The organism is Achromobacter sp. ACRQX, from assembly GCF_022346505.1.
Taxonomy (GTDB): domain Bacteria; phylum Pseudomonadota; class Gammaproteobacteria; order Burkholderiales; family Burkholderiaceae_B; genus Achromobacter; species Achromobacter animicus.
Map to the genome: position 1 here is coordinate 171,699 of NZ_JAKRML010000002.1, position 26,095 is coordinate 197,793.

The window sequence follows — 26,095 nt, forward strand, 5'->3', positions numbered from 1 at the left end:
CTTTTGAAACGTAAAACACTGACTCAATACCTGGTGGAGCAGCAACGCTCCGCCCAAGCCCTGGCGCCGGAAGTCCGGCTGCTCATCGAAGTGGTGGCGCGCGCCTGCAAGGCCATCAGCCATGCGGTCAGCAAGGGCGCGCTGGGCGGCGTGCTCGGCAGCCTGGAAAGCGAAAACGTCCAGGGCGAAGTCCAGAAGAAGCTGGACGTGCTGTCCAACGAGATCCTGCTGGAAGCCAACGAATGGGGCGGCCACCTGGCGGCCATGGCCTCGGAAGAGATGGAAACCATCCATCTGATCCCGAACCGCTACCCCAAGGGCGAATACCTGCTGCTGTTTGATCCCCTGGATGGCTCGTCGAACATCGACGTGAACGTCTCCATCGGCACCATCTTTTCGGTGCTGCACGCGCCGCATGATGTGTCGGGCGCCCCCGTCTGCGAAGACGACTTCCTGCAGCCGGGCAACAAGCAGGTGGTGGCCGGCTACGCCGTCTACGGTCCCCAGACGATGCTGGTGCTGACCATCGGCAACGGCGTCGTGGGCTTCACCCTGGATCGCGAAATGGGATCGTGGGTGCTGACGCACGAGAACATCCGCGTGCCGGAAGACACCAAGGAATTCGCCATCAACATGTCGAACATGCGGCACTGGGCCCCGCCGGTCAAGCGCTACATCGACGACTGCCTGGCTGGCTCCACCGGCCCGTTGGGCAAGGATTTCAACATGCGCTGGATCGCCTCGATGGTGGCGGACGTGCATCGCATCCTGACCCGCGGCGGCATCTTCATGTACCCGTGGGACGCGCGCGAACCCGGCAAGGCCGGCAAGCTGCGCCTGATGTACGAAGCCAACCCCATGAGCTTCCTGATCGAACAGGCGGGCGGCGCGGCCATCAACGGCACGCAGCGCATCATGGACATCCAGCCTGAAAAGCTGCACCAGCGCGTGAGCGTGATCCTGGGTTCCAAGAACGAAGTCGAACGCGTGGGCCGCTACCACGCCGAGGACGCGGGCAAGTAAACTGCGCCCGTTCGTTCCGCACCAAAACAAAAGCCCCGGCCATGACAGCCGGGGCTTTTGCTTGGTGCAGACAGTAAAGAGTCAGGCTGGCTTACTTGACCTCTTCGATCGACTTCACGTCGTCCTTGTTGATCTGAACCTTCTTGCCGTTCTGTTCGTATTCATACATGCCCGACTTCTTGTCGTATTCGGGCTCGTCGGGCGCTACGGTCGAAGATCCGTCGCGTTGGTTGATAACCGAAGGCGACGAGCATCCGGCCAGTACTCCAACGCCGGTCATCACCAGGGCCAACGTCATGGTCTTCAGGTTCATGGTCGTGTTCTCCGAGTGTTGAATAGTGATTTCACTCTAGCCGAATCGACCCCCGAAATCGTGTCGGGTTGTGCGCAAAATGCTTAAGAACGTAATCGGACCCGGCCCCAATAAAGAAAAACCCCTCTAAGGGGGCGCCTGAGAGGGGTTGCAACCGTATACAAGCGGCAAGCGTGCTTACACCTTGGCGTGCGCCTCGATGAAACGGCGTACGGACGCTTCGTCGCAGTCCATCACTTCGACGCGCTGCGGCAGCGATTCAAGATCGGCGAGGTTGCCGGGCGGCGTCGCGGGACGGCCAAGCGCTTCCTCGATGGTCTCGGAGAACTTGGCCGGCAGCGCGGTCTCCAGCACGAGCATGGGGATGCCCGGCTCGACGAATTCGCGCGCGACCTTCACGCCGTCCGCGGTGTGCGGGTCGACCAGCACGCCAGTAGCGTCGTACAAGGCGCGAATCGTCGCCAGACGGTCCACATGCGAGCTGGCGCCCGACACGAAGCCATACTGCGACTCGAACTGATCCTTCATGTCGGACAGATCGAACGCGCCATCCCGCGGCAGCGCCGTCCACAGCGCCTTCACGCGATCGGTATCGCGGCCCACCAGATCGAACACGAAGCGCTCGAAGTTGGAGGCGCGCGAGATATCCATCGACGGGCTGGAGGTGGCGTACGTCTGCTCGGCGGGACGCGGACGATACACGCCGGTACGGAAGAACTCTTCCAGCACGTTGTTCTCGTTCGTGGCCAGCACGAGGCGGCGGATCGGCAAGCCCATGCGGCGGGCAATGTGACCCGACAGGATGTTGCCGAAGTTGCCCGACGGCACGGCAAAGGACACTTGCTGTCCGGCGCGTTCGGTGGCGCGCAGCCAGCCGTGGAAGTAGTAGACGACCTGGGCGGCAATGCGCGCCCAGTTGATCGAGTTCACGGCGCCCAGGCGATACCGGTTCTTGAAGTCCAGGTCGCCGGCCAGCGACTTGACGATGTCCTGCGCCTGGTCGAACACGCCGCGCACGGCGATGTTGTGGATGTTCTCGTCTTGCAGCGAGTACATCTGCGCGCGCTGGAAGGCGCTCATTCGGCCGTGCGGCGACAGCATGAACACCGCCACGCCCTTCTTGCCGCGAAGCGCGTATTCCGCCGCCGAGCCCGTGTCGCCGGAGGTGGCGCCCACGATGTTCAGCGTAGTGCCGCGCTTTTCCAGCACGTATTCGAAGACCTGGCCAAGAAACTGCATGGCCATGTCCTTGAACGCCAGCGTCGGCCCTTCCGACAAGCCCAGCAACGACAGCCCGCCGTCGAGCGGACGCAGCGGCACGATGTCCTCGCTGCTGAAGATCTGCGGCGTGTAGGCGGCGCGGGTCAGACGGCGCAGGTCGTCCGCGGGAATGTCCGTGGCGAACAGCGACAGCACTTCGAATGCCAGGTCGGCATACGAAAGGCCGCGCCAGGATTCCAGCGTGTCAGCAGAGACCTGGGGCAGCGTCTGCGGCACGGCCAGCCCGCCGTCGGGCGCCAGGCCTTCGAGCAGGATGTCGGAGAATTCGAGCGGGGCCATGCCGCCGCGCGTCGAGATGTATTTCATATCAATGGCTCCTCGATGGGCCGGACTCCCTGGCGAGGGAGCCAGGCTTCATCAGGTCAGGTTCTCCACGCGCAGACGCGTCACCTTGGACCGCACGAACGGCAGCGATTCGATGCGCTCAATGGCCTGGTTGACGTTGCCTTCCATGGCCTCGTGCGTGAGGAAGATGATGTCCGCGCCGCCGATGTGCGACGGTTGCTGGATCATCGAACCGATGGAAATGCCGCGGTCGGCCAGGATGCGGGCGATGTCCGCCAGCACGCCGGGCTGATCGTCGACGCGCAGGCGCAGGTAGTAGGACGTGCTGACCTGTTCGATCGGCAGGATGGGCGTGTCCGACATGGCGTCCGGCTGGAAGGCCAGATGCGGCACGCGGTTGCCCGGATCGGCGGTGTGCAGGCGCGTCACGTCGACCAGGTCGGCCACGACGGCCGAGGCGGTGGGCTCTTCGCCCGCGCCCTGCCCGTAATACAGCGTGGGGCCGACGGCGTCGCCCTTGACCAGCACCGCGTTCATCGCGCCTTCGACGTTGGCCAGCAGACGCTCGGACGGCACCAGCGCCGGGTGCACGCGCAGCTCGATGCCGTCGGGGCGGCGCTTGGTGATGCCAAGCAGTTTGATGCGGTAACCCAGACGCTCGGCGTGCTCGATGTCTTCGGCTGCCAGTTGCGAGATGCCTTCGATGTGGGCGCGGTCGAATTGCACCGGCACGCCGAATGCCAGCGAGGCCAGCAGCGTAAGCTTGTGCGCGGCGTCCACGCCTTCCACGTCGAACGTGGGATCGGCTTCGGCGTAACCCAGGCGCTGGGCTTCGGCCAGCACGTCGGCGAACGGCAGGCCGCGCGAACGCATTTCGGACAGGATGAAATTGGTGGTGCCGTTGATGATGCCGGCCACCCACTGGATGCGGTTGGCGGTCAGGCCTTCGCGGATCGCCTTGATGATGGGGATGCCACCGGCGACGGCGGCTTCAAAGTTCACCATCACGCCGCGCTCAGAGGCGGCGGCGAAGATCTCGTTGCCATGCTTGGCCAGCAGCGCCTTGTTGGCCGTGACCACATGCTTGCCGTTGGCGATGGCTTCCAGCACCAGCTCGCGGGCCAGGGTGTCGCCGCCGATGAGCTCGACGACGATGTCGATCTCAGGATCGCGCACCAGCGCGTGACCGTCCGTATCAACCACGATGGAATCGCCCACGCGGGCGCGGGCCTTTTCCACGTCGCGCACGGCGGCGCGAACGACTTCAATGCGGCGGCCGGCGCGGCGCGCGATTTCCTCGGCGTTGCGGGACAGCACGGTCCACGTGCCGCCGCCAACCACGCCAAGACCCAGCAGACCCACCTTCATGGGTTTCATCGCGCCGCCCTCTGCGGGCGGGCGTTGAGGGGAATTCATTTCACTTCTCCATAATCCTGTGCATGAAGCTGTTGCCACCTGATCGCGATGCCGCGGATCCGGCTCCGCCGGTCCGCAGGCATGCCCCCTAGAGGGGGAAGCGCGCAGCGCTGCGGGGGTGGGCACTCATCACTTCAGCAGACCGTCCTTGCGGAACATATCTTTGATGCCGCGCACCGCCTGGCGGGTGCGCTGCTCGTTTTCGATAAGAGCGAAGCGCACGTATTCGTCGCCATACTCGCCGAAGCCGATCCCGGGGGACACGGCCACTTTCGCATCCGACAGGACACGCTTGGCAAATTCCAAAGAGCCCATCGCCCGGTAGGGTTCGGGGATCTGCGCCCAGATGTACATGGACGCCTTGGGAATTTCCACATTCCAACCTGCTTCATGCAGGCCGCGCACGAGCACGTCGCGGCGGCTTTGATACTGCGCCACGATTTCGTTCACGCAGTCCTGCGGACCGTCCAGCGCGGCGATGGACGCCACCTGGATCGGCGTGAACGTACCGTAGTCGTGATAGCTCTTGATGCGCGCGAGCGCGTTCACGAGCTCGCGGTTGCCGACCATGTAGCCGATGCGCCAGCCTGCCATGTTGTAGCTCTTGCTCATCGTGAAGAACTCGACGGCGACGTCGCGCGCGCCGGGCACCTGCATGATGGACGGGGCCACGTAGCCGTCGAACGTGATGTCGGCGTAGGCCAGATCATGCACGACGAGGATGTCGTGTTCCTTGGCCAGCGCGACCACGCGCTCGAAGAACGACAGGTCGACGCACTGCGCGGTCGGGTTGCTGGGAAAGCCCAGCACCATCATCTTGGGCTTCGGGATGGATTCGCGCACGGCGCGTTCCAGTTCCTCGAAGAAGTCCACGCCCGGCGTCATGCGCACGGAACGAATGTTGGCGCCGGCGATGACGGCGCCATAGATGTGGATCGGGTAGCTGGGATTGGGCACCAGCACGGTGTCGCCGCGGTCCAGCGTGGCCAGCATCAAGTGGGCCAGGCCTTCCTTGGAACCGATGGTGACGATGGCTTCGGAGTCCGGATCGAACTCGACCGCGTAGCGGCGCTGATACCAGTCACAGATCGCCTTGCGCAGACGTGGGATGCCTTTGGACACCGAGTAGCCGTGCGTGGTGGGACGGCTGGTCGCCTCGACCATCTTGTCGACGATGTGCTTGGGCGTTGCCCCATCCGGATTGCCCATCGACATGTCGATGATGTCTTCGCCACGCCGACGCGCCGCCATCTTGAGCTCGCCGGTAATGTTGAAAACGTACGGGGGCAAACGCTCGATGCGAGAGAACTTCCTCATGATGGGAATCCTTAGGGGCGAAAAGGCAAAAAGACCAGGGCGCGGTCGCGCGAAGGGGAAAGGGGGCTTAGAACCGCGCCAGCACACGATTGCAGCGCAGCAAAACCCTGTAATCTAGCGCAACGACGCCTGAGGGGCAAATGGGAAAAAAAAGCCCCTTTTCCCTCGTGGATACGTTGCAACATGCGCCGTGTCCGATGCGCTATTATCAAGCACGTATAGCCGGAGTTTTTATTGAAGCTGCATACCGATCCTGCGACGGCCGCTCTTAACACTGTCACCGCTTACGGCGATGGCTATATCGAGGTCAACCAGGTACGTTTTTCCTCCTCGGTCGCTTTCGGCCCCGAAGGCGAAGTGACCATCTGGCCCGTTGAGTCGCCGGCCGACATTACCTCCTCCCTCTTGCTCCAGGCAGCCGGATTGTCCGAGCCCGCCCGCACCCCCCTGGATTTTCTGGATGCCCCGGAAGCCGCGCCCAGCCGGCCGGCCAACGCGCCCGAAGTCCTGCTGGTGGGCACCGGCGGCAAGCAGCAGTTCCTGCGCCCTGAAGTATTGCGTCCCCTTTTGGCCGTGGGCATTGGCGTGGAAACGATGGACACCCACGCCGCCTCGCGCACCTACAACATCCTGATGGCTGAGGGACGGCGCGTGGTCGTCGCCCTCATCCCGCCCAATGGAGCTACCAGTCAATGACGCCGAGCATAGGCAAACCCGCCCCGCTGTTCACCGCCGAAAGCACGATAGGCCCCATCAGCCTTGAACAATGCCAGGGGCGGGCCGTGATCCTGTATTTCTACCCCAAGGACAACACGCCCGGCTGCACCACCGAAAGCCAGGATTTCCGCGATCTGCATGGCGACTTCCTGTCGGCCAGTGCGATCGTGATCGGCATCTCGCGCGACTCGCTGAAGTCGCACGAGAATTTCAAGGCCAAGTACGAGCTTCCTTTCCCTCTCATCTCCGACGCCGACGAAACCGTCTGCAACCTGTTCGGCGTCATCAAGCAGAAGAACATGTATGGAAAGCAGGTGCGCGGCATCGAACGCAGCACCTTCTTGATCGACGCCTATGGCGTGCTGGTGCAGGAGTGGCGCGGGGTGAAGGTCCCGAACCACGCGAAGGAAGTCCTGCAAGCCGCCAAGAGCATCGGTTAGCCGCACAGGAAACCCGTCAGGCGCTATAGCCGGCCCAAACAGGAGAGTGACGCATATGCCGCTTCCGAAGTTGCCTACCCGCCCCGCAGCCATCCTGACCTTCCCCTCGGGCGAATCCGCCCGGGCGCAGGCCCGCACCACCAAGACTGCCGCTGCGCGGTCCAACACCCAGGCAGCCCTCGCCGAAGACGAGGACGAACTGCTGGTACAACCAGAACTTGAAGGCATGGCGGCGCCGGCACGCAAAGCCCACACGCCGTCGCCCGCTCACCAGGCACCGCCCCCCGCCGCGCCGGCCGCTCGCGCCCCAGCGCGCCAGCAGACCAAGGCCGCGCCCGCCCCCGCCAAGCGCGGCAAGGCGCGCGCCCAGAATGAACCTCGCAAGCTGTTCGTGCTGGACACGAACGTGCTGCTGCACGATCCCAGTTCGCTCTTCCGCTTCGAAGAGCACGACATCTTCCTGCCGATGATGACGCTGGAAGAACTGGACCACCAGAAAAAGGGCATGTCGGAAGTCGCGCGCAACGCGCGCCAGGTCAGCCGGTCGCTCGATTCGCTGGTGCAGGACGCCACGCACCTGGACGAAGGCCTTGAGCTGGCCAAGCTGGGCAACAAGGATGCCACGGGCCGCCTGATGTTCCAGACCACGGCCATCCACAGCACCCTGCCCTCGGACCTGCCGATGGGCAAGGCCGACAACCAGATCCTGGGCGTGGTGCGCGCCCTGCAGGAAAAGTACCCGCAGCGCGAGGTCGTGCTGGTGTCCAAGGACATCAACATGCGCCTGAAGGCGCGCGCGCTGGGCATGGCCGCCGAAGACTACTTCAACGACCACGTCCTTGAAGACTCGGACTTGATGTATTCGGGCGTGATGCAGTTGCCTGAAGACTTCTGGAACAAGCACGGCAAGGACGTCGAATCCTGGCAACAGGGCGGCACCACCTTCTACCGCATTCACGGCCCGCTGTGTTCGCAGTTCGTGGTCAATCAGTTCGTCTACTTTGAAGGCCAGATGCCGCTGTATGCGCAGGTACGCGAAGTCAGCGGCAAGATGGCGGTGCTGGCCACCCTGCGAGACTACACCCACGGCAAGAACAATGTCTGGGGCATCACGGCGCGCAACCGCGAGCAGAACTTCGCCATGAACCTGCTGATGAACCCGGAATGCGACTTCGTGTCGCTGCTGGGCCAGGCGGGCACCGGCAAGACGCTGCTGGCGTTGGCGGCGGGCATCACGCAGGTGCTCGAAACCAAGCGCTATACCGAGATCATCATGACGCGCGTCACGGTGCCTGTCGGTGAAGACATCGGTTTCCTGCCTGGCACCGAAGAGGAAAAGATGCTGCCCTGGATGGGCGCGCTGGAAGACAACCTCGACGTGCTGAACATGGGTGATGGCGAAGGCAACGGGGACTGGGGCCGCGCGGCTACCATGGACCTCATCCGCTCGCGCATCAAGGTGAAGTCCCTGAACTTCATGCGCGGCCGCACCTTCCTGAACAAGTACCTCATCATCGACGAAGCGCAGAACCTGACGCCCAAGCAAATGAAGACGCTGGTCACCCGCGCGGGTCCCGGCACCAAGGTGATCTGCCTGGGCAACGTCGCCCAGATCGACACCCCCTACCTGACCGAAGGCAGCTCCGGCCTGACGTTCGTGGTCGACCGCTTCAAGGGCTGGCCGCACTCCGGCCACGTCACGTTGCAACGCGGCGAACGTTCGCGTCTGGCCGACTACGCGGGCGACGTGCTGTAGTTCTTCTTCGCGCTCGCAACAAAAAAGCCCCTTGATTGCTCAAGGGGCTTTTTTTCACTGCCGCGCGCCGATTATTTGTCGGCGGCGTTGGTGATGGCATTGCCCGCCCGGGACACATCCTTGCCCATGCCGGCAACGGTATTGCAACCGGCCAGCACGAAGCCGAATACGACAAAGGCAGTCAGCACAAACTTGCCGCGCATGCTCTAACTCCAAAATGAAAAGATGAAAGCGCCTATGCTCAGGCGATCTGCACGCGCAGTTCGCCCAGGCCTTCGACGCCGCCAGTGATCACGTCACCTTGGCGCACGGCGCCCACGCCTTCAGGCGTACCGGTGAAGATGATGTCGCCGGGCTGCAGTTCAAACAGGCCCGACAGATAAGAAATGCTTTCCGGAATGTTCCACAGCATCTGCGAGATGTCGCTGGATTGCTTGCGCTCGCCGTTGACGTCCAGCCAGATGGCGCCCTTGTCGAGCGTGCCGACCACGCTGCGCGGGTGGATGGGACCCAGCGGCGCGGACTGGTCGAACGCCTTGCCGATTTCCCAGGGACGGCCCTGCTTCTTCATTTCGCCTTGCAGGTCACGGCGGGTCATGTCCAGACCCAGCGCATAGCCCCACACGCATTCGTTGGCCTGATCGACGGGGATGTCGCGGCCGCCCTTGCCCAGCACCACGACCAGCTCCATTTCGTAGTGCAGGTTGGACGTCTTGGGCGGGTACGGCATCTTGCCGGTTTCGCCATCGGCCACGAACAGCACCGCGTCGGCGGGCTTGCAGAAGAAGAACGGATCTTCACGGCCGGTGAAACCCATTTCCTTGGCGTGTTCGGCGTAATTGCGGCCGACGCAATACACGCGGCGCACGGGGAACAGCGCGGCGCTGCCGGCAACGGGAACCGCGACGGGCGGCTGGGGAGGCAAAACGTAGTCCATGAGCTATCAACCTATGACAAATACGTGACCGGAAAAACCGGGAAAAATATTACCCCGACGCGCGCGCGCTTGGCTTGCCCTGTGACCCCGCGATGGGGCGGTGTTGTTGTTGGGCGGCCGGGCGTTTGAAAAAGCACTCGCGAGTGTAGCCCTTTCTGCGGCCAAAGCGAGTGCCGGATGGATCGGGCGCCCCATAAGACAACGGCGCGGCTGCGACTGGCCGCAGCCGTCGCGGCCGCGCCGCAGGAAAGTGCCAGCCAACACGATGATGCCGGCTGGCCGATAGCCTGATCAGCCCTTGGTGTAGCGCTCGGCGCTGCGCACGATTTCCTCGTGTGCGGCGTCCACGCCCTTCCAGCCCTTGACCTTGACCCACTTGCCCTTTTCCAGGTCCTTGTAGTGCTCGAAGAAGTGCTGGATGCGGGAGATGTCTTCCGTCGGCAGATCTTCGTAGGACTTGATATTGCGGTACGGGGGGTACAGCTTTTCGATCGGCACGGCCAGCAGCTTGGCGTCGCCGCCCGACTCGTCGTCCATTTCCAGCACGCCGATGGCGCGGCAGCGCACGACGGCGCCGATCTGGATCGGGAACGGCGTCAGGACCAGCACGTCGGCGGGGTCACCGTCTTCGGACAGGGTCTGGGGGATGTAGCCGTAGTTGCACGGGTAGTGCATGGCCGTCAGCATGAAGCGGTCAACGAAGATCGCACCGGAATCCTTGTCGACCTCGTACTTCACCGGGTCGGCGTTCATGGGGATTTCGATGATGACGTTGAAGTCTTCGGGCAGCTTCTTGCCAGGGGAGACGCGATCAAGACTCATGGTTCAACCTTGTTTGTCTGAAAAGATATTCAAATCGAGCCGTCGTCCTTGAACGGCGGCTTGGTGGTCGGCACGGGCGCCGCGGGCGGCGCCGGCTTGGCGGCGGGCGCAGCGGGCGCCGGCATTGGCGCGTAGGTGGGCACCGGCTCGTCGAAAGCGGCAGCCGGGATCGGCGCGCTGTCGAAGTATTCATCAATGTCGGACGTGCCGCGTGCCAGCGGCGCATCTTCGGGCGCGAGGGCGCGGTCGTGCTGTGCCTTGCTGACGCGCGCGTCCGGGTCCAGCACGTAGTCCGAGGCCGACGCGGCGACGGGCGCTGCCGCGGCACCGGCGGGCAAGGCCGGGTAATCGCCGCCGACGTCCGTGTCGCTGTCGGTGTCCGACAGGCCGACGGCATAGCCGCCTTCGGCGTCCACGCGGTAGGGATCCGAACCGGTGTCCGCGGCGGGAAGCGCTGCATCCGAGGCCAGCACGGGCAGAGCCATGCTGGCGGCCGTCGCCAGGCGCCAGTGGCGCACAGCGTCGACCGGGCGATCCAGGCGATCGTAGAGACTGCCCAGCAATGCATGCGTTTGCGCATCGCTGCGTCGCGCGAGGCTGCGCAGCAGATAGCGTTCGGCCTGGCCCCAAAGCTGGCCGTTCAGGCACAGCATGCCCAGCGCAGTCAGCAGGTCGGGATCGGTAGGACGTTGATGCAGCCAGGTTTCGGCCTTGGCCAGGCGGCGCGACACGTGTTCGGCGTCGCAGCGGGCGTAGGCCGCCACCAGGGCGGGATTGAACTTGACGGCGATGGCCGACTCCAGCACACGGGCGGCTTCGTTGGGTTCGCCAGCGGCTTCGAAGGCCGCCGCGCCCGCCAGGGCGATTTCAGGCAGCAGGCGCTCTTCGGCCTTGAGGTCTTTCCAGATGGGGCGCCAGGCATCCTGGCCTGCCGCAGCCCGCAGGCGCGCGGCGCCGGCCGCGTCGATCAGCACGTCGGCTTCAGGGCGGCCCAATGCATTGCGGCGCAGAAGACCGCGCGCCAGCGTGAATACCTGCTCCTGGTGATTCAAGGCCGTATGTGCGCGCAGCAGCAGGCGCATGGTGTGCAGATGGCGCGCGCCACCGTCGGCCAGTGGCCCCAGCACGGTCAAGGCCCGCTCGGCGCGGCCCTGATCCAGCAGCATATCGGCGGAAACCGTGGCCGTGGCTTCAAGCAGGCCGGGATCCGTGCCGGCCTGTTCCTGCGCGTTGGCAAGCAGGCGATCGCGCCGGTCGAATTCACCGAGGCCATGCGCGGCACGGGCGGCCGACAGCGCGGCCAGGACGCGGCGCGTACGGACCTTGGTCTGGTCCAGAAGCTTCGTCAGGTCTTTTTCGGCATGGGAATAGCGGCCTTCGAGAAGACCAATCCAGCCACGTTCCAGCAATTCATGGTCGCGCGCCTGGGCACGCTTGCCGCGCCAGGCCCGGACGCGATCGGGAATGGCGAGCAGCCATGCCAGCAGGCGCAGGCCGACATACAGGATGATGAACGTCGCGACGATGAGCAGGACGGCGAGCGTCAGCGACATCTCGATGCGCCACGGCCACACCAGAAGCAGCACGTTGCCCGAATGCGAGCGCAGAACCACCGCCAAGGCGACGGCGACGACGGCGAGCAGCAGGGTCCAGAACCAGGTACGCATGAGCTCAGTCCTGCTCGCTGGTCTTGAAGCCCGCGGCGCGCAAGGCCGCGACGGCATTCAGGCTGTCCGCCACGTCCGGCATGCGCACGGCGATGTCGGTCTGGGCCAGCTCGCGCGCGAGGGTTTGCGCGGCGACGGTGTCGGGCGAACGGCCATCGAAGTATTTGGACAGCGTCGAACCGACGTTATCGAGCTCGCTCTTCCAGACGGACGGCTGGCGCATCAGCATTGCCAATTGCGCCGTCAGCAGCCGCTGGCGCAGCGTGCCGCGCACCTGATCGGCTTGCTCGGGCGACAACAACAGCGCGGCGGGTTCATCCACGCGCTGGATGGTGATGAGTCCGCCAAGTTCATGGGCCAGCGCGGAGCCCGCGCGGCCAGGCCACGAGGCGACTTCGGCGCGCCAGCGCTGCCACCAGGGCGCGTCGGCGGGGAGCCCTGCCTGCGGATCAACGACGGGGGCCGGCGCGGGAGGCTGGGCCTGGCCTACCGGCGCCACGCCGGGCGACACGGTGTCCGGCACCAGCAGCGGCGCCTTGCCGATCAGCGCGACCAGGCGCTCGATGCGGCCCGACTGGGCGGGGATATCGACGGTGGACACGGCGCGCAGGCGGTCCAGGTCGCCGTTGATCGATTGCTGCAGGCTGGAGAAACGCGGACGGTCGGCGCGCGCAAGGCGCGATTGGGCGGTTTCCAGCGCAACGATCGCGTTGGAGACATTGCCCGCCAGACGCAATTGCTGGTTGGCGATCGTCAGCAGACGCTCGACGTCGTTGGCCAGCAGTTCGTCGCTGGCGCTGTCGTTGAAGTTCTGCCAAGCCTGCTGCAGGGCGTTGTACTGGCTTTGCGTCTCGCGCAGCGTGTCTTCGAGTTCGGCGACGCGGCCCGACTGCGCCTGCGCCAGAGCGAGGGCTTCGCGGGTGTCCTTGCGGGCTTGCGCGACGTCGGCGCCGAGCGTATCCAGGCGCGTTGCGACTTCGCGGCCGGCGGAGACGAACTGGGTGCGTTGCTTCCACAGCGCATAACCCAGGCCAACGGCCAGCAGGATGACGATTATCAGGGCGGTGACCAAGGAGCCACTGCCGCGCTTGGCCGGACGGGCCTTGACGGAGTCGGCCGGGGCCGATGCGGACGCACTTGCGTCCGGGGCGGCCGGATGAACGGCCGAATCGGTAGCGGGAGTCTTATCTGTCATGACGCGATTGTATTCGGTGTCAGTCCGAACCAACGAATCAAGCAGCAACAAAAGCCTGGAATATCGACTCGTCGTTCGGCACGCAGATTTTTACCATCGCCGCTCCGGACGCGCCATGACAGGACGGTGGCAGGCGGCGCACCAGCGAGGGGTGCGTGATCACAAAGCGGCAGCGCAGCCACCAGTCAGTCAGACCTGCTGCGTGAAGCTGATTCTGGACGGCGTCTGCGCCCTCCCCGCTGGTGAGCAGCCAAGTGGCAGAGACGTCCGCTTCGGCCCAGCGCCGCAGTGCGCCAAGCTGGTCAGAGGTCCAGTCAGCCGCGCGCCGCTGGTAGGCGGCGTGACGCGTTACGTGGACGCCATGGGCCTCGAGTTTGTCGCCGAGCCAATCGCGTCCCTGGGTGCCACGCACCACCAGCACGCGCGCGGGCAGCGTAGGCTGGGCCTCGAGCACTCGCCACAGCGCCTCGGAATCGTGGGTGGGTGCGGACTCGTCCGGATGCAGAACTGTTGTATTCGCGCCAAAAAAGCCCGTCTCGCGCAGCGCCTGTGCGCTGGCGGGCCCGACCGTGGCCGCGGCCACGCCCGCGGGCCAATCGGCGGCGCCTTCAGCCTGGGAAAGCTGGTTCAGGTACTGGCGGGCCGCATTGCCGCTGACGAACACGACGAGGTCGAACGCCGAAGGCCGGGGCAGGTCTTCGGATGCGACGGAGATGGGATGGATTTCAAGCGCGGGCAGGATGCAAGGCTGCCAACCGGCGCCCTGCAGGCGGCCAGCCAGCGCTTCGTTGCGCCCCGCGGGCCGCGTCAGGATGGCGATGCGCGGCCCTTCGGCGGCTGCAAACGCCGGATCCATCAGTGCGGCTCGTTGTGCAGGAGTTCGCGGAGGATCGCCGCGGCGCCCGCGTCCAGCAATTCGGAGGCGGCGGCTTCGCCGATGGCTTCGGCCTGATCCACCGGACCGGTGTGCGTGGCGTGAACGATGCGGGTGCCGTCGGGCGACGCGACCAGCGCGCGCAGCGACAGTGTGTCGCCGGCGATCTGGGCAAACGCGGCCAGAGGAACCTGGCAGGAGCCGCCCAGCTTGCGAGACACAGCGCGCTCCGCGAGCACGCAGGCGGTGGTATCTGCGCTGACCAGCGGCGCGAGCCACGCACGCATGTCGTCGCGATCGTCGCGGATTTCGATGCCAAGAGCGCCCTGCCCTGCGGCCGGCAGGCTGTCGGCAGGGTCGAGCAGGCTGCGAATGCGCTCGCCCATGCCAAGACGTTCCAGACCCGCCGCCGCCAGCACGATAGCGGCGTAGTCGCCTTTGTCGAGCTTGCCGAGGCGCGTATCCAGGTTGCCGCGCAGGGGCTTGACCACCAGGGCGGGAAACCGGGCACGGATCTGGGATTCGCGGCGCAGACTGGACGTGCCGACCACGGCGCCCGCGGGCAAGTCCGCCAGCGAGGCATACCGGTTGGACACGAAGGCATCGCGCGGATCCGCGCGATCGAGGACGGCGCAAAGCTCGAACGGGGCTTGCAGATCCACCGGCACGTCCTTGAGGGAGTGGACGGCGAGATCGGCGCGCCCGTCGAGCAGCGCGTTTTCGAGTTCCTTGACGAACAGACCCTTGCCGCCCACCTTGGACAGCGTGCGGTCGAGGATCTGGTCGCCTCGGGTCGTCAGGGTAAGAAGTTCAACTGCGCACGCTGGGTACAGCGTGCGCAGCCGATCGCGCACATGCTCGGCTTGCCACAGGGCAAGCCGGCTGGCGCGGGTCGCAATGACCAGACGTTGCGGCAGAGACACGTGATGCCATCAAACGAAGTTGGAGACGATGATCGTCGCGACTACGCCGAGGATGGCCAGCACGAACAGACCCTGAAGAAGGCTCAGGCCCGATTCGGATTGCTGGGGATCGGTGGATCTACGCAGACTCATGTGCTGATTCCTTGGAAGCGTTCTTGCGGCTTGCAAGCCACCGTCCAAGGACAACAACGAGCAAGGCGCCAATAATTTCAGCGGCGATTTTAACCGTAGTCGGCTGAACGCCAAATTGACGCTCGACAATAACGTCGGTGACCAGCATGCCGCCGGCGATCCAGCCCAACAGGCCCGCGCCGAAGGTGACGACCAGCGGATAGCGGTCGATGAGCTTGAGCACCAGCGTGCTGCCCCAGATGATGATCGGCACACTGACGACCAGGCCGAAGATGACCAGACCCAGTTGATGGTCGGCGTGCGCGTTTTGCGCGGCGCCGGCAATGGCGATCACGTTGTCCAGGCTCATCACGAAGTCAGCGATGATGATGGTCTTGATGGCCGCGACGATGGATGTTCCACCCTTGATGTCGCCATGCGCATCGTCTTCGGGAACCAGGAGCTTGACGCCGATCCAGACGAGCAGCAGCGCGCCCACGACCTTCAGGAACGGGATGTTCAGAAGCTGCATTGCGAAGGCGATCAGCACGACGCGCAGAATGATTGCGCCCGCGGTGCCCCACAAAATGCCTTGCATCCGTTGCTTGGGCGCCAGGTTGCGACACGCCAGCGCGATCACGACAGCGTTGTCGCCGCCGAGCAGGATGTCGATAAGGATGATTTGGAATACCGCTGCCCAACTCAGCGTCTGAAAAAACTCAAGCACTTTGAACCCCCGAAGGCATTTATGAAAAGAATGGCCGGTCCCGGCCCGGCCGCCCTGCCGCGCGCCTTCGCGCGGCAGGTTTATTTAGAAAAACATATTATTGTAGTTCAGCTTTCAGTCAGCTTTCTGGCGCATCAGTAAAACTTTACCAATCAGCAGCACCAGCACTGCACCGAGTGCGCCCGACATCAGCGCGAAGCTATGCTGCGTCACACCCAGCGCGGCGTCAATACGCGCAACGGGCTCTTGCAAAGCCGGATCGCCCACCAACAGTTCGCCCGCGATGAAGCCCAACAGCGCCGCGCCGACCCAGACGATGAGCGGGAAGCGTTCGATGACCTTCAGGAGCAGCGTGCTGCCAAAGATGACCAGGGGAATACTGATGGCCAGGCCGAGCACCAGCAACGTCGTATCGCCCATTGCCGCGGCGGCGACGGCCACCACGTTGTCCAGGCTCATGACCAGGTCGGCGATCATGATGGTGCGGATGGCGGTGAAAAGATTGCCCTGCGTCTTGCCGGCGCCGTCTTCTTCGCCTTCCGGCAGCAGCAGCGTCACGCCGATGTAGATCAGAAGCAGTGCGCCGATCAGCTTGAGCCACGGCAGCAGCAGCAACTTGGCCGCCACGAGCGTCAGCACGATACGCATGATGATCGCAGCGGCGGAACCGACCACGATCGCTTTTTTCTGTTGTGCCGGAGGCAGTGAACGCGCCGCCAGCGCAATAACCACGGCGTTGTCGCCTGATAGCAGAATGTTGACCCAAATGATCTGGAGCAACGCGATCCAGAATGCCGCTGAACTGAGTTCCATGCCTCTCTTTCCTAGGTGTGATCCCCCTAGGACAAAACCAAATTAATGGATGAATTTGAACGGAGAAACGTACTGACCGTCTTGGTGCGAGCCCGACGGCATTCTTGCTGGTACGCGCAAAATTTCTTTCATTATAGTTTCGTTCAGCTTTCCGTATGATTGCCCCGACCGCTTCCTGGACGCGGGATTACCCTAAGAAATCACCAAAAAGATGGACGAAAAAAAGCCCGCCGAAGCGGGCTTTTTATTGCGCAATGCTGAGACTTACAGCACCGACTTGAGCAGCTTGCCCATTTCGGAGGGGTTGCGCGTGGTGCGGATGCCGCAGGCTTCCATGACTTCCAGCTTGGCGTCGGCCGTGTCGGCGCCGCCGGAGATCAGCGCGCCGGCGTGGCCCATGCGCTTTCCGGGAGGGGCGGTGACGCCAGCGATGAAGCCGACGACCGGCTTCTTCATGTTGTCCTTGGCCCACTGCGCGGCGTTCACTTCGTCCGGACCGCCGATTTCGCCGATCATGATGACGGCGTCGGTGTCGGGATCGTCATTGAACAGCTTGAGCACGTCGACGTGCTTCAGGCCGTTGATGGGGTCGCCACCGATACCGACAGCGCTGGATTGGCCCAGGCCCAGTTCGGTGACTTGCGCCACGGCTTCGTACGTCAGGGTGCCCGAACGGCTGACGATGCCGATGCGGCCCTTGCGGTGGATGTGACCGGGCATGATGCCGATCTTGATTTCGTCCGGGGTGATCAGGCCGGGGCAGTTCGGGCCCAGCAGCAGCGTCTTGCTGCCCTTGGCCTTCATGCGGTTCTTGACTTCGAGCATGTCGCGGACCGGGATGCCTTCGGTGATGCAGATGACCAGTTCCAGCTCGGCTTCGACGGCTTCCCAGATGGCGGCAGCGGCGCCGGCGGGCGGCACGTAGATGACCGACACGGTGGCGCCGGTGTCAGCCTTGGCGTCCTTGACCGATGCGAAGATCGGCACGCCTTCGAAGTCTTCACCAGCCTTCTTGGGGTTCACGCCGGCCACGAAGGCGGCCTTGCCATTGGCGTACTCACGGCACATGCGGGTGTGGAACTGGCCCGTCTTGCCCGTGATGCCCTGGGTGATGACCTTGGTGTCCTTGTTGATGAGAATCGACATTGTGAATCCTTGATTTTCTCTTTACTTGACGGCGGCTACGACGCGGGTGGCAGCTTCGGCCATCGTGTCGGCGCTGATGATGGGCAGACCCGATTCAGCCAGCATCTTCTTGCCGAGCTCTTCGTTGGTGCCCTTCATGCGGACGACCAGCGGCACGTTCAGGTTGACGGCCTTGCAAGCAGCGATCACGCCTTCGGCGATGACGTCGCAGCGCATGATGCCGCCGAAGATGTTGACCAGGATGGCCTTGACGCTCTTGTTGGCCAGCATGATCTTGAAGGCTTCGGTGACCTTCTCGGCCGTGGCGCCGCCACCGACGTCCAGGAAGTTGGCCGGCTCGCCGCCGAACAGCTTGATGGTGTCCATCGTGGCCATGGCCAGGCCGGCGCCGTTCACCAGGCAGCCGATGTTGCCGTCGAGCTGGATGTAGGCCAGGTCGAACTTGCTGGCTTCGATTTCAGCGGGATCTTCTTCGTCCAGGTCGCGGTAGGCGACGATTTCCGGGTGACGGAACAGGGCGTTGGAGTCGAAGTTGAACTTGGCGTCCAGGGCGATGATGTTGCCCTTGCTGTCGCGGTTCAGGGGGTTGATTTCGACCAGGGAGGCGTCGGTGTCCATGTAGCACTTGTAGAGCTTCTGGAACACGTCAACGGCCTGGGCGGTCGAGTCGGCGGGCAGGCCGATCGCGTTGGCGATCTTGGTGGCTTGCTCGGCGGACAGGCCGGTCAGCGGGTCGATGTATTCGGTGATGATCTTTTCGGGCGTGGAGTGAGCCACTTCCTCGATGTCCATGCCGCCTTCGCTGGAAGCGATGAAAGCGACATTCTGCGTGGCGCGGTCGGTGACCAGCGACACGTAGTATTCCTTCTGGATGTCGGCGCCGTCTTCGATGTACAGGCGGCGGACCTTCTGGCCTTCGGGGCCGGTCTGGTGCGTGATGAGCTGCATGCCCAGGATTTCGGAGGCCAGCTTGCGGACGTCGTCCAGCGAGCGGGCCAGCTTGACGCCGCCGCCCTTGCCGCGGCCACCCGCGTGGATTTGTGCCTTGACGACCCAAACCGGTCCACCCAGCTTTTCAGCGGCAGCCACGGCCTCGTCGACGGAAAGAGCGGGGATCCCGCGCGGCACGGGGACGCCAAATTGCTTCAGCAGTTCCTTGCCTTGATACTCGTGGATTTTCATGTGTTACCTGTCAGGACGTATGAGAAAAAGAAGGTGAATCGGAGGACGACTCGGCCGATGCCTCAGCGCTACCCCCGGTGTACCACTCGGGATAATGCTCAGCCACCACAGGGCCGCCAGTGCTGAGCGCATGGCAGCCGTCCAGTTGGAATGGACGCCGGTTCGGGTTGGGTTCCTGCCGCCGGCGGTTGGCCATGGTCTGGACCGCCGCGGTGGGAAGCACCTGCGACAGTTCGGTCATGTGCGTACAGCCTTCCACATGCCCGAACCGCTCTTTGACCTGGCGACGGAACCCCTTGAGCAGGTTCATGCCGATCAGGTCAGTGTACGCCGGCTCGATGGCCTTGCAATGCTCGCCGTAAGGCGCCGCGTCATAGACGGCCTGAGCCGCCACGATCGAGAATTGCTCGTCGATGGTGATGCGCAGGTGCATATGGTGGATGGGTTGCCCCGCCTTGAACATCTCGCCGTCGCGCTTGGGAAAATCGTACGCCTTGACGTCGATAAGCTCGGCTTCCAGGTCCCAGTTGCCGTCGTCGCGCGCGTACGACTGCACACGTATGGAACGCGTATGCAGCGGCTGACGAGGACAATCCGGCGGTGGCAAGGGCATGCGTGGGGCCTGCGGGGCAGAGACGGCCAGCGCGTAATGGTGCGCGGCAACAAAACTTTCAAAGTATAGCGCAGGCGGCCTGCCGCAATCGTATTAATTGGCCGGGGGATGGCCCGCTATCCCACCCGCTGGCATGCGCGGCGGCACCGGCACGCGCGGGGCTGGCCCATGGCTTCAGGCCGCGCCGCGCAGCGCGCGGGCCGCCTGGACCATGCCGATCAGTGCCGCCTCGGTTTCCGGCCAGGCACGCGTCTTCAGGCCGCAATCGGGGTTCACCCACAGGCGCTCCTTGGGCAGGCGCGCGGCAGCCTTGTTCATCAGGTCCACCATCCAGTCCACCTCGGGCACGTTGGGCGAGTGGATGTCGTACACACCGGGGCCGATGTCGTTCGGGTAACGGAAATCCTCGAACGCCTTGAGCAGTTCCATATTGGACCGCGACGTTTCGATCGTGATCACGTCAGCGTCCATGGCCGCGATGGATTCGATGATGTCGTTGAACTCCGAATAGCACATATGGGTGTGGATCTGCGTCTCGTCGCGCACGCCGGCGGTCGACAGGCGGAAGCAGTCCACGGCCCAGTCCAGGTACGCCTGCCAGTCGGCGCGGCGCAGCGGCAGGCCTTCGCGGATGGCGGGCTCGTCGATCTGGATGACGTTGATGCCGGCCGCTTCCAGGTCCACGACCTCGTCGCGCAGGGCCAGCGCAAGCTGGCGGCAGGTCTGTTCGCGCGGCTGGTCATCGCGCACGAACGACCATTGCAGGATGGTGACCGGGCCCGTCAGCATGCCCTTGACCGGCTTATCGGTCAGCGACTGCGCGTAGGACGACCAGCCGACCGTCATGGGCGCGGGGCGCGCCACGTCGCCGAAGATGATCGGCGGTTTCACGCAGCGCGAGCCGTAGCTCTGCACCCAGCCGTTCTTCGTGAAGGCGAAGCCGGCCAGCAGCTCGCCAAAATACTCCACCATGTCGTTGCGCTCGGGCTCGCCGTGCACCAGTACGTCCAGGCCCACCTTTTCCTGGAAGCGGATGACTTCCTCGATCTCCTTGCGGATGGCGGCTTCGTACGCGGAATCCGTCAGGGCGCCGGCCTTCCAGTCGCGGCGCAGCGCGCGGATTTCGGTGGTTTGCGGGAACGAGCCGATGGTCGTGGTGGGATAGGCGGGCAGCCCCAGCTGCTGCTGTTGGCGCACGATGCGGCCGGCGAACGGCGCGCGGTCGCGCGACACGCCCGGGGCGGCAGCCATGCGCTGGGTTACGGCCGGATTGTGGATGCGCGCCGAAGCGCGTCGCGCGGCCAGTGCAGCGCGTTGCGCGGCCAGCCCATCCTGCACCGTCGGGTCCGTGGCGCTGTCGAGCGCGCGGCCCAGCAGGCTCAGCTCATCCAGCTTCTGGGCGGCAAAGGACAGCCAGCTCTTGAGTTCGGCGTCCAGATCCGTTTCGCTTTCCAGGTCGACCGGCACGTGCAGCAGCGAGCACGACGGCGCCAGCCACAGGCGGTCGCCCAATTGGCGCGCGACCGGAGCCAGCGTGGCGATGGCAGCGTCCAGGTCGGTGCGCCAGATGTTGCGGCCATTGATGATGCCCGCGGACAGCACCTGCCCGTCATTCAGGCCGGCGACCACCGCGGCCAGCTGCTCCGGCGCGCGCACCAGATCCACGTGCAAACCGGCCACCGGCAAGGCCTGCGCCGTCGGCAGGTTGTCCTTCAGACCATCGAAGTAGGTCGCGACGAGCAGCTTGACCGGGTTGGCGGACAGCGTTTCGTAAACCTGTTTGAACGCGTCGCGCCAGGCTTGCGGCAGATCGAGCGCCAGGATGGGCTCGTCGATCTGCACCCACTCGACGCCCAGCTTGGCAAAGCGCGCCAACACGTCCTGGTAGACCGGCAGCAGCGCCGTCAGAAGCTGCAGTTTGCCGGCATCGGCGGGGCCGCCGGAGAATGCGTCGCCCTTGCCCAGGAACAGCCAGGTCAGCGGGCCGGGAATGACCGGCTTGACCTGCAGACCCAGCGCCTGCGCTTCCTTGACCTGTTCAAACAGGGTGTCGCGGGCAACGCGGAAGGTCTGGCCGGGCACCAGCTCGGGGACGATGTAGTGGTAGTTGGTATCAAACCACTTCGTCATTTCGCAGGCGGCGGCGGGCTTGCCCGACGGCGCGCGTCCGCGGCCCATGCGAAAGAGCGTGTCCAGCGAGACCGGCTCATTGTCCTTCTGACCGAAGCGCGCGGGCACCGCGCCGAGCAGGGTCGTCCATTCGAGGATCTGGTCGTACCACGCGAAATCGCCCACGGGCACAAGCTTGACGCCCGCCGCCGCCTGAAGGCGCCAATGGCGGGCGCGCAGTTCGCGGCCCGTTTCCTCCAATGCTGCGGCGGTTTGCTTGCCGGCCCAATAGCCTTCAACGGCCCGCTTGAGCTCGCGTTGGGCGCCAATGCGGGGGAATCCCAAATTATGAATCGTAGTCATGTGAACTCGCCATCCCACAAAATTTGTTCAAGTGACGAGCATTCTGACGCCAAATCAAAATGAATCAAAATCAATGTCTACATTCATAAGATGAAGAAACCTCATAGAATGTCGGCTTGGTCCCGGGAAGCTAGATTCGTCGCCGGGATGCCCTTGTAGTTTCGTCTTGTATGAAGCCGCCCCGATGCTGGAAATTCGCCACCTTGAAACACTGACCGCCATCCGTGACGGCGGCAGCCTGCAGGAAGCTGCAGAGCGCCTGCACCTGACTCAATCGGCGCTGTCGCATCAATTGCGGGACCTGGAAACCCGGCTGGGTACGCCCCTGTTGAATCGCCGCACGCGGCCGGCCCGGCTGACGACGGCGGGCTTGCGGGTACTGGCGCTGGCCGACGAGGTCTTGCCGCGCATCCGCGCCACGGAGCGCGATTTGCAGCGCCTGGCTGCAGGACGCACCGGCCGGCTGCACCTGGCGATCGACTGCCATTCCTGCTTTCAGTGGCTGATGCCGGCGCTGGACGCCTTCCGCGTGCAATGGCCGGATGTGGCGCTGGACCTGTCCGCGGCGTTCTCCTTCGCCCCCCTGCCCGCGCTGGTGCGCGGCGACCTGGACCTGGTCATCACGTCGGACCCGCAGCCGCTGGACGCAGTGGACTACCTGCCGCTATTCAAATATGAACTGGTGCTGGCCGTGTCCGAATCCAACCCGCTTGCCGGCAACAAATTCGTCATGCCGGAGCAGTTGGCGGACCAGACGCTGATCACCTATCCGGTGGACAAGCAGCGCCTGGACGTCTTTACCGCCTTCCTGGACCCGGCGGACGTGGAGCCGGCCGCCATCCGCAAGGCCGAGCTGACGCCGATCATTGCGCAACTGGTGGCGAGCAATCGCGGCGTGGCAGCCCTGCCCAATTGGGCGCTGACGGAATACATGAATCAGGGATGGCTGCGGCTTTGCCGCCTGGGCCCGCAAGGCGTGTGGCGCACGCTGTATGCGACGGTGCGCAGCGAAGACACGGACGCCTCTTACATCGATGAATTTCTGACCATTACCCGCGACGTCTGCTTCAAGACGCTGTCGGGCATCAAGTCGGCGAAGTGATCACGTAAGGGACAGCGGCGACTGCAGCGGCGCCGGCTGGGCCGACGCCCGCGGGAACAACGCCCGCCGCTCCCCGCGTCAGTCTGCGTCGCCCTCGCCCAGGATGCGCCGGATGACGTCGTGCGCGAAACCGCGGCTGGCCAGAAAGCGCGCCTGCTTTGCATAGACGGTGCGATCTTCGGGCTTGGCGCTGAAGCGCTTTTTCCAGACCTCAAGCGCCCGGTCGTATTCGGTGGCGCGAAGCTGGTCGCGCAATTCCGCCACCTGATTGTCGTCCACGCCGTGCTGGCGCAGTTCCTGCACGATGCGCGCCGCACCCTGCCGTGAGGCGCGTCGATGGACCAGGCTTTGGGCGAAGCGCTCGGTGGACAGCCAGCCCTCTTTCTCGAGCGCGTCGAGCACGGATTCGACTTCGGCTGCGTCTTCGGCATAAGCGGCCAGCTTGCGCGCCAGTTCTTCGCGCGCGTGTTCGCGCCGCGATAGATACCCCACTGCCCGCATCTTCAGCGACGGCCCCTTGCGGGCCTGCTTGCCATCAGACGTGGTTGCCTCGCCAGCGCTGTCGGCAGGGTCGGCACGCCGGCTGCGCGCGGCGCCGCGTTGAGCCGAAGTACGTTGCTCGGAACTGCGCTGCCACAGGCCGGCGGGTTCGACGCCATCGGCCGAATCGTCAGGCGCCGCGGCCTCGCGGGCCACCCGCGCATCGGACGTGCGCCGCAAGCCTTGCGGCTTGGCGACCGTTTCGAATTCGTCGTCCAACCTGGCGCGTTGGCGCTCGGCGGATGCGGGAGTCGATTTCCAGCTCATGCGCTTTCCTGCTTGCTAAACAAAACGGCAGGCCCAAGGGAAAAACGGCAGGCCCAAGTGGCGCCTGCCGCGTTTCCCAGCCCAGACGGGCCGGCGAAGGGGCTAGCCCGAACCGCGGCGAGCCCAGTCGGATGCCCGGGATTACTCGGCGGTGTCTTCCGCCGTGGGCACGAATTCAGCGGCGCGGCTGACAATGCCCTGGTTTTCGCGGACGCGGTTTTCGATCTCGATGGCCATGTCCTTGTGTTCTTTCAGGTATTCGCGGACGTTGTCCTTGCCCTGGCCAATGCGGTTGCCGTTGTAGCTGTACCAGGCGCCCGACTTGTCGACGACGTTGGCGGCCACGCCCAGGTCGATGATTTCGCCTTCGCGCGAGATGCCCGCGCCGTACATGATGTCGAACTCAGCCTGCTTGAACGGCGGCGCCACCTTGTTCTTGACGACCTTGACGCGGGTTTCGTTGCCGACGACCTCGTCGCCCTTCTTGATGGAGCCAATGCGGCGGATGTCCAGACGCACGGATGCGTAGAACTTGAGCGCATTGCCGCCGGTGGTGGTTTCGGGGTTGCCGAACATGACGCCGATCTTCATGCGGATCTGGTTGATGAAGATGACCATGCAGTTGGTCTTCTTGATGGTGGCGGTCAGCTTGCGCAGGGCCTGGCTCATCAGGCGGGCCTGCAGGCCGGGCAGCGAATCGCCCATTTCGCCTTCGATTTCAGCCTTGGGAACCAGCGCGGCCACCGAGTCGACGACGATCAGGTCGACCGAGCCCGAGCGCACCAGCGCGTCGGTGATTTCCAGTGCCTGTTCGCCCGTGTCCGGTTGCGAGATCAGCAGGTCGGACAGATTGACGCCCAGCTTGGAGGCGTACTGGACATCCAGGGCGTGTTCGGCGTCGACGAAGGCGCAGGTGCCGCCCAGCTTTTGCATTTCGGCGACGACCTGCAGCGTGAGCGTGGTCTTGCCCGACGATTCCGGACCGTAGATTTCAACGACGCGGCCGCGCGGCAAGCCGCCGACGCCCAGCGCGATGTCCAGACCGAGCGAGCCCGTGGAAACCACCTGGATGTCGTGCGAGACCTCGTTGTCGCCGTAGCGCATGATCGAGCCCTTGCCGAACTGCTTTTCGATCTGCGAAAGTGCGGCGGCAAGCGCCTTGGCTTTTTCCGAAGCGGCGGCCTTGGTGGTTTTGTCGTCCATGAGGAGTCCTGTCTGTAACGTATCTGGAAGTCGGAAAACTGCGGGTCTGGCAATGAGGTTCAGATTATGGCATCGGATTGTACTGGACAAATAACCAGTGTGCCAGTTCTTTGCACGTATACCCTGAGTGGCAAGCCCGGCGGCGTGTGACAGAATCCGGAGCGATCCCGGTATTTTGCCCTTTTTCCGCCCCCGGGCCGCGGTGTTTCTTCCTAGCAGCAGCCCATGCGTATCCTGATCGCCGAAGACGACAGCATCCTGGCCGACGGCCTGTCCCGCTCGTTGCGCCACAACGGCTATGCCGTGGATGCCGTGCGCGATGGTCTTTCCGCCGATTCCGCGCTGGCCGCCCAGGCTTTCGACCTGCTCATCCTGGACCTCGGCCTGCCGCAACTGGCCGGACTTGAAGTGCTGCGCCGCCTACGCGCCCGCAATTCCGCCCTGCCCGTCCTCATCCTGACCGCCGCCGACAGCATCGAACAGCGCGTCAAGGGCCTGGACCTGGGCGCCGACGACTATATGGCCAAGCCATTCGCGCTGTCAGAGCTCGAAGCCCGCGTGCGGGCGTTGACGCGACGCGGCGCGGGAGGCGGCGGCACCATGCTCAAGCATGGCAAGCTGCTCTTTGACCAGACCGGCCGCGTCGCCATCGTCGACGACCAGACGCTGGATCTGTCGGCGCGTGAGGTCAGCCTGCTCGAGATCCTGCTGACGCGCAGCGGCCGCATGGTCAGCAAGACCCAGCTCGTGGACCACCTGTGCGAATGGGGCGAGGAAGTCAGCACCAACGCCATCGAGGTCTACGTGCATCGCCTGCGCAAAAAGCTCGAGCCCAGCGGCGTGAAGATCGTCACCGTGCGCGGCCTGGGCTACTGTCTTGAGCGGGACCAGGGTGCGGCGTACCTCGCAAGCTGAGCCCGCCCCAGAGCCGCTCAACCAGGAAGCCCTGGACA

27 protein-coding genes are annotated in these 26,095 nt (G+C 64.4%); 7 read left to right on the top strand and 20 right to left on the bottom strand.

Translation table 11 applies throughout. The features are described 5' to 3' along the window. The first annotated feature begins 3 nt into the window (after positions 1 to 3). Entirely contained in the window at positions 4 to 1,023 is a 1,020-nt protein-coding gene (locus MHZ91_RS02645; protein WP_175124626.1) for a class 1 fructose-bisphosphatase, read from the top strand. A gap of 91 nt (positions 1,024 to 1,114) precedes the next feature. Here MHZ91_RS02645 and MHZ91_RS02650 read toward each other — a convergent pair whose 3' ends face one another. From MHZ91_RS02650 to alaC, 4 genes are all read right to left on the bottom strand, one after another. Continuing rightward, positions 1,115 to 1,336 carry a YgdI/YgdR family lipoprotein gene (locus MHZ91_RS02650; protein WP_056567306.1) on the bottom strand — a complete coding sequence of 74 codons (222 nt, stop codon included), beginning with the start codon at positions 1,334 to 1,336 and terminating at the stop codon, positions 1,115 to 1,117. A gap of 177 nt (positions 1,337 to 1,513) precedes the next feature. Then, the gene (gene thrC, locus MHZ91_RS02655; protein ID WP_175124627.1) at positions 1,514 to 2,923 is read right to left on the bottom strand and encodes a threonine synthase; all 1,410 of its coding nucleotides are present in this window, start codon (positions 2,921 to 2,923) and stop codon (positions 1,514 to 1,516) included. A 51-nt stretch (positions 2,924 to 2,974) separates the two neighbouring features. After that, a complete protein-coding gene (locus MHZ91_RS02660; RefSeq protein WP_175138809.1) occupies positions 2,975 to 4,279 on the bottom strand; it encodes a homoserine dehydrogenase in 1,305 nt (434 codons plus the stop codon). 168 nt (positions 4,280 to 4,447) lie between these two features. Next, a complete protein-coding gene (alaC, locus tag MHZ91_RS02665) occupies positions 4,448 to 5,635 on the bottom strand; it encodes an alanine transaminase (protein WP_056567313.1) in 1,188 nt (395 codons plus the stop codon). Positions 5,636 to 5,869: 234 nt separating this feature from the next. Here alaC and MHZ91_RS02670 point away from each other — a divergent pair, with 234 nt between their 5' ends. From MHZ91_RS02670 to MHZ91_RS02680, 3 genes are read left to right on the top strand one after another with little or no spacing between them, the layout of a single operon-like run. After that, complete coding sequence (locus tag MHZ91_RS02670) at positions 5,870 to 6,331, top strand: Mth938-like domain-containing protein (protein ID WP_239212379.1); 462 nt, start codon at positions 5,870 to 5,872, stop codon at positions 6,329 to 6,331. Beyond that, positions 6,328 to 6,792 (top strand): peroxiredoxin, encoded by a 465-nt coding sequence (locus tag MHZ91_RS02675; protein ID WP_056567320.1) that lies wholly within the window; start codon positions 6,328 to 6,330, stop codon positions 6,790 to 6,792. The genes MHZ91_RS02670 and MHZ91_RS02675 overlap by 4 nt, the downstream gene beginning before the upstream one ends. 55 nt (positions 6,793 to 6,847) lie before the next feature. Beyond that, entirely contained in the window at positions 6,848 to 8,548 is a 1,701-nt protein-coding gene (locus MHZ91_RS02680) for a PhoH family protein (protein ID WP_175138774.1), read from the top strand. Between the two features lie 71 nt (positions 8,549 to 8,619). On the opposite strand, the gene MHZ91_RS02685 is transcribed toward MHZ91_RS02680, so the two are convergent. The 9 genes from MHZ91_RS02685 to MHZ91_RS02720 form a co-directional block, all read right to left on the bottom strand. Beyond that, a complete protein-coding gene (locus MHZ91_RS02685) occupies positions 8,620 to 8,751 on the bottom strand; it encodes an entericidin A/B family lipoprotein (protein ID WP_056567326.1) in 132 nt (43 codons plus the stop codon). Positions 8,752 to 8,789: 38 nt separating this feature from the next. Next, on the bottom strand, positions 8,790 to 9,485 hold the full coding sequence (locus tag MHZ91_RS02690) for a fumarylacetoacetate hydrolase family protein (RefSeq protein WP_128827800.1): 696 nt from the start codon (positions 9,483 to 9,485) through the stop codon (positions 8,790 to 8,792). Positions 9,486 to 9,776: 291 nt separating this feature from the next. Further along, positions 9,777 to 10,307 carry an inorganic diphosphatase gene (gene ppa / locus MHZ91_RS02695; RefSeq protein WP_175124630.1) on the bottom strand — a complete coding sequence of 177 codons (531 nt, stop codon included), beginning with the start codon at positions 10,305 to 10,307 and terminating at the stop codon, positions 9,777 to 9,779. Between the two features lie 29 nt (positions 10,308 to 10,336). Beyond that, entirely contained in the window at positions 10,337 to 11,974 is a 1,638-nt protein-coding gene (locus MHZ91_RS02700; protein ID WP_175124631.1) for a heme biosynthesis HemY N-terminal domain-containing protein, read from the bottom strand. 4 nt (positions 11,975 to 11,978) lie between these two features. After that, positions 11,979 to 13,169, bottom strand: coding sequence for a uroporphyrinogen-III C-methyltransferase (locus tag MHZ91_RS02705; RefSeq protein WP_239212381.1), 1,191 nt, complete (start codon positions 13,167 to 13,169; stop codon positions 11,979 to 11,981). 37 nt (positions 13,170 to 13,206) lie between these two features. Continuing rightward, positions 13,207 to 14,025 (bottom strand): uroporphyrinogen-III synthase, encoded by an 819-nt coding sequence (locus MHZ91_RS02710; RefSeq protein ID WP_175124633.1) that lies wholly within the window; start codon positions 14,023 to 14,025, stop codon positions 13,207 to 13,209. Continuing rightward, positions 14,025 to 14,966, bottom strand: coding sequence for a hydroxymethylbilane synthase (gene hemC, locus MHZ91_RS02715; protein ID WP_239212383.1), 942 nt, complete (start codon positions 14,964 to 14,966; stop codon positions 14,025 to 14,027). The genes MHZ91_RS02710 and hemC overlap by 1 nt, the downstream gene beginning before the upstream one ends. A gap of 9 nt (positions 14,967 to 14,975) precedes the next feature. Then, positions 14,976 to 15,098, bottom strand: a complete 123-nt coding sequence (locus tag MHZ91_RS28230; protein ID WP_255357201.1) for a hypothetical protein — start codon at positions 15,096 to 15,098, stop codon at positions 14,976 to 14,978. Beyond that, the gene (locus tag MHZ91_RS02720; protein WP_218895259.1) at positions 15,085 to 15,783 is read right to left on the bottom strand and encodes a TerC family protein; all 699 of its coding nucleotides are present in this window, start codon (positions 15,781 to 15,783) and stop codon (positions 15,085 to 15,087) included. The genes MHZ91_RS28230 and MHZ91_RS02720 overlap by 14 nt, the downstream gene beginning before the upstream one ends. On the opposite strand from MHZ91_RS02720, the gene MHZ91_RS02725 reads away from it, so the two are divergent. Beyond that, positions 15,670 to 15,945: a hypothetical protein gene (locus MHZ91_RS02725; RefSeq protein WP_239212497.1), complete on the top strand. Its 276-nt coding sequence runs from the start codon at positions 15,670 to 15,672 to the stop codon at positions 15,943 to 15,945. The genes MHZ91_RS02720 and MHZ91_RS02725 overlap by 114 nt on opposite strands. Here the strand turns inward: MHZ91_RS02725 and MHZ91_RS02730 are convergent. From MHZ91_RS02730 to metE, 5 genes are all read right to left on the bottom strand, one after another. Continuing rightward, positions 15,919 to 16,617: a TerC family protein gene (locus MHZ91_RS02730; protein ID WP_239212385.1), complete on the bottom strand. Its 699-nt coding sequence runs from the start codon at positions 16,615 to 16,617 to the stop codon at positions 15,919 to 15,921. The two genes, MHZ91_RS02725 and MHZ91_RS02730, sit on opposite strands and share 27 nt — an antisense overlap. Before the next feature lie 264 nt (positions 16,618 to 16,881). Beyond that, entirely contained in the window at positions 16,882 to 17,763 is an 882-nt protein-coding gene (gene sucD, locus MHZ91_RS02735; RefSeq protein ID WP_056567350.1) for a succinate--CoA ligase subunit alpha, read from the bottom strand. Positions 17,764 to 17,784: 21 nt separating this feature from the next. After that, positions 17,785 to 18,945, bottom strand: coding sequence for an ADP-forming succinate--CoA ligase subunit beta (gene sucC / locus MHZ91_RS02740; protein ID WP_056567354.1), 1,161 nt, complete (start codon positions 18,943 to 18,945; stop codon positions 17,785 to 17,787). 10 nt (positions 18,946 to 18,955) lie between these two features. Beyond that, positions 18,956 to 19,558 (bottom strand): DUF2889 domain-containing protein, encoded by a 603-nt coding sequence (locus tag MHZ91_RS02745; RefSeq protein ID WP_175124635.1) that lies wholly within the window; start codon positions 19,556 to 19,558, stop codon positions 18,956 to 18,958. 174 nt (positions 19,559 to 19,732) lie between these two features. Further along, positions 19,733 to 22,030 (bottom strand): 5-methyltetrahydropteroyltriglutamate--homocysteine S-methyltransferase, encoded by a 2,298-nt coding sequence (gene metE, locus MHZ91_RS02750; protein ID WP_239212386.1) that lies wholly within the window; start codon positions 22,028 to 22,030, stop codon positions 19,733 to 19,735. Between the two features lie 184 nt (positions 22,031 to 22,214). Here metE and MHZ91_RS02755 point away from each other — a divergent pair, with 184 nt between their 5' ends. After that, complete coding sequence (locus tag MHZ91_RS02755) at positions 22,215 to 23,132, top strand: LysR family transcriptional regulator (RefSeq protein WP_175138779.1); 918 nt, start codon at positions 22,215 to 22,217, stop codon at positions 23,130 to 23,132. A 78-nt stretch (positions 23,133 to 23,210) separates the two neighbouring features. On the opposite strand, the gene recX is transcribed toward MHZ91_RS02755, so the two are convergent. After that, positions 23,211 to 23,939, bottom strand: coding sequence for a recombination regulator RecX (gene recX / locus MHZ91_RS02760; protein ID WP_239212388.1), 729 nt, complete (start codon positions 23,937 to 23,939; stop codon positions 23,211 to 23,213). Between the two features lie 141 nt (positions 23,940 to 24,080). Next, positions 24,081 to 25,142 (bottom strand): recombinase RecA, encoded by a 1,062-nt coding sequence (gene recA, locus MHZ91_RS02765; protein ID WP_175124639.1) that lies wholly within the window; start codon positions 25,140 to 25,142, stop codon positions 24,081 to 24,083. A 225-nt stretch (positions 25,143 to 25,367) separates the two neighbouring features. Here recA and MHZ91_RS02770 point away from each other — a divergent pair, with 225 nt between their 5' ends. Further along, positions 25,368 to 26,057, top strand: a complete 690-nt coding sequence (locus MHZ91_RS02770) for a response regulator transcription factor (protein WP_175124640.1) — start codon at positions 25,368 to 25,370, stop codon at positions 26,055 to 26,057. Positions 26,058 to 26,095: the final 38 nt, after the last annotated feature.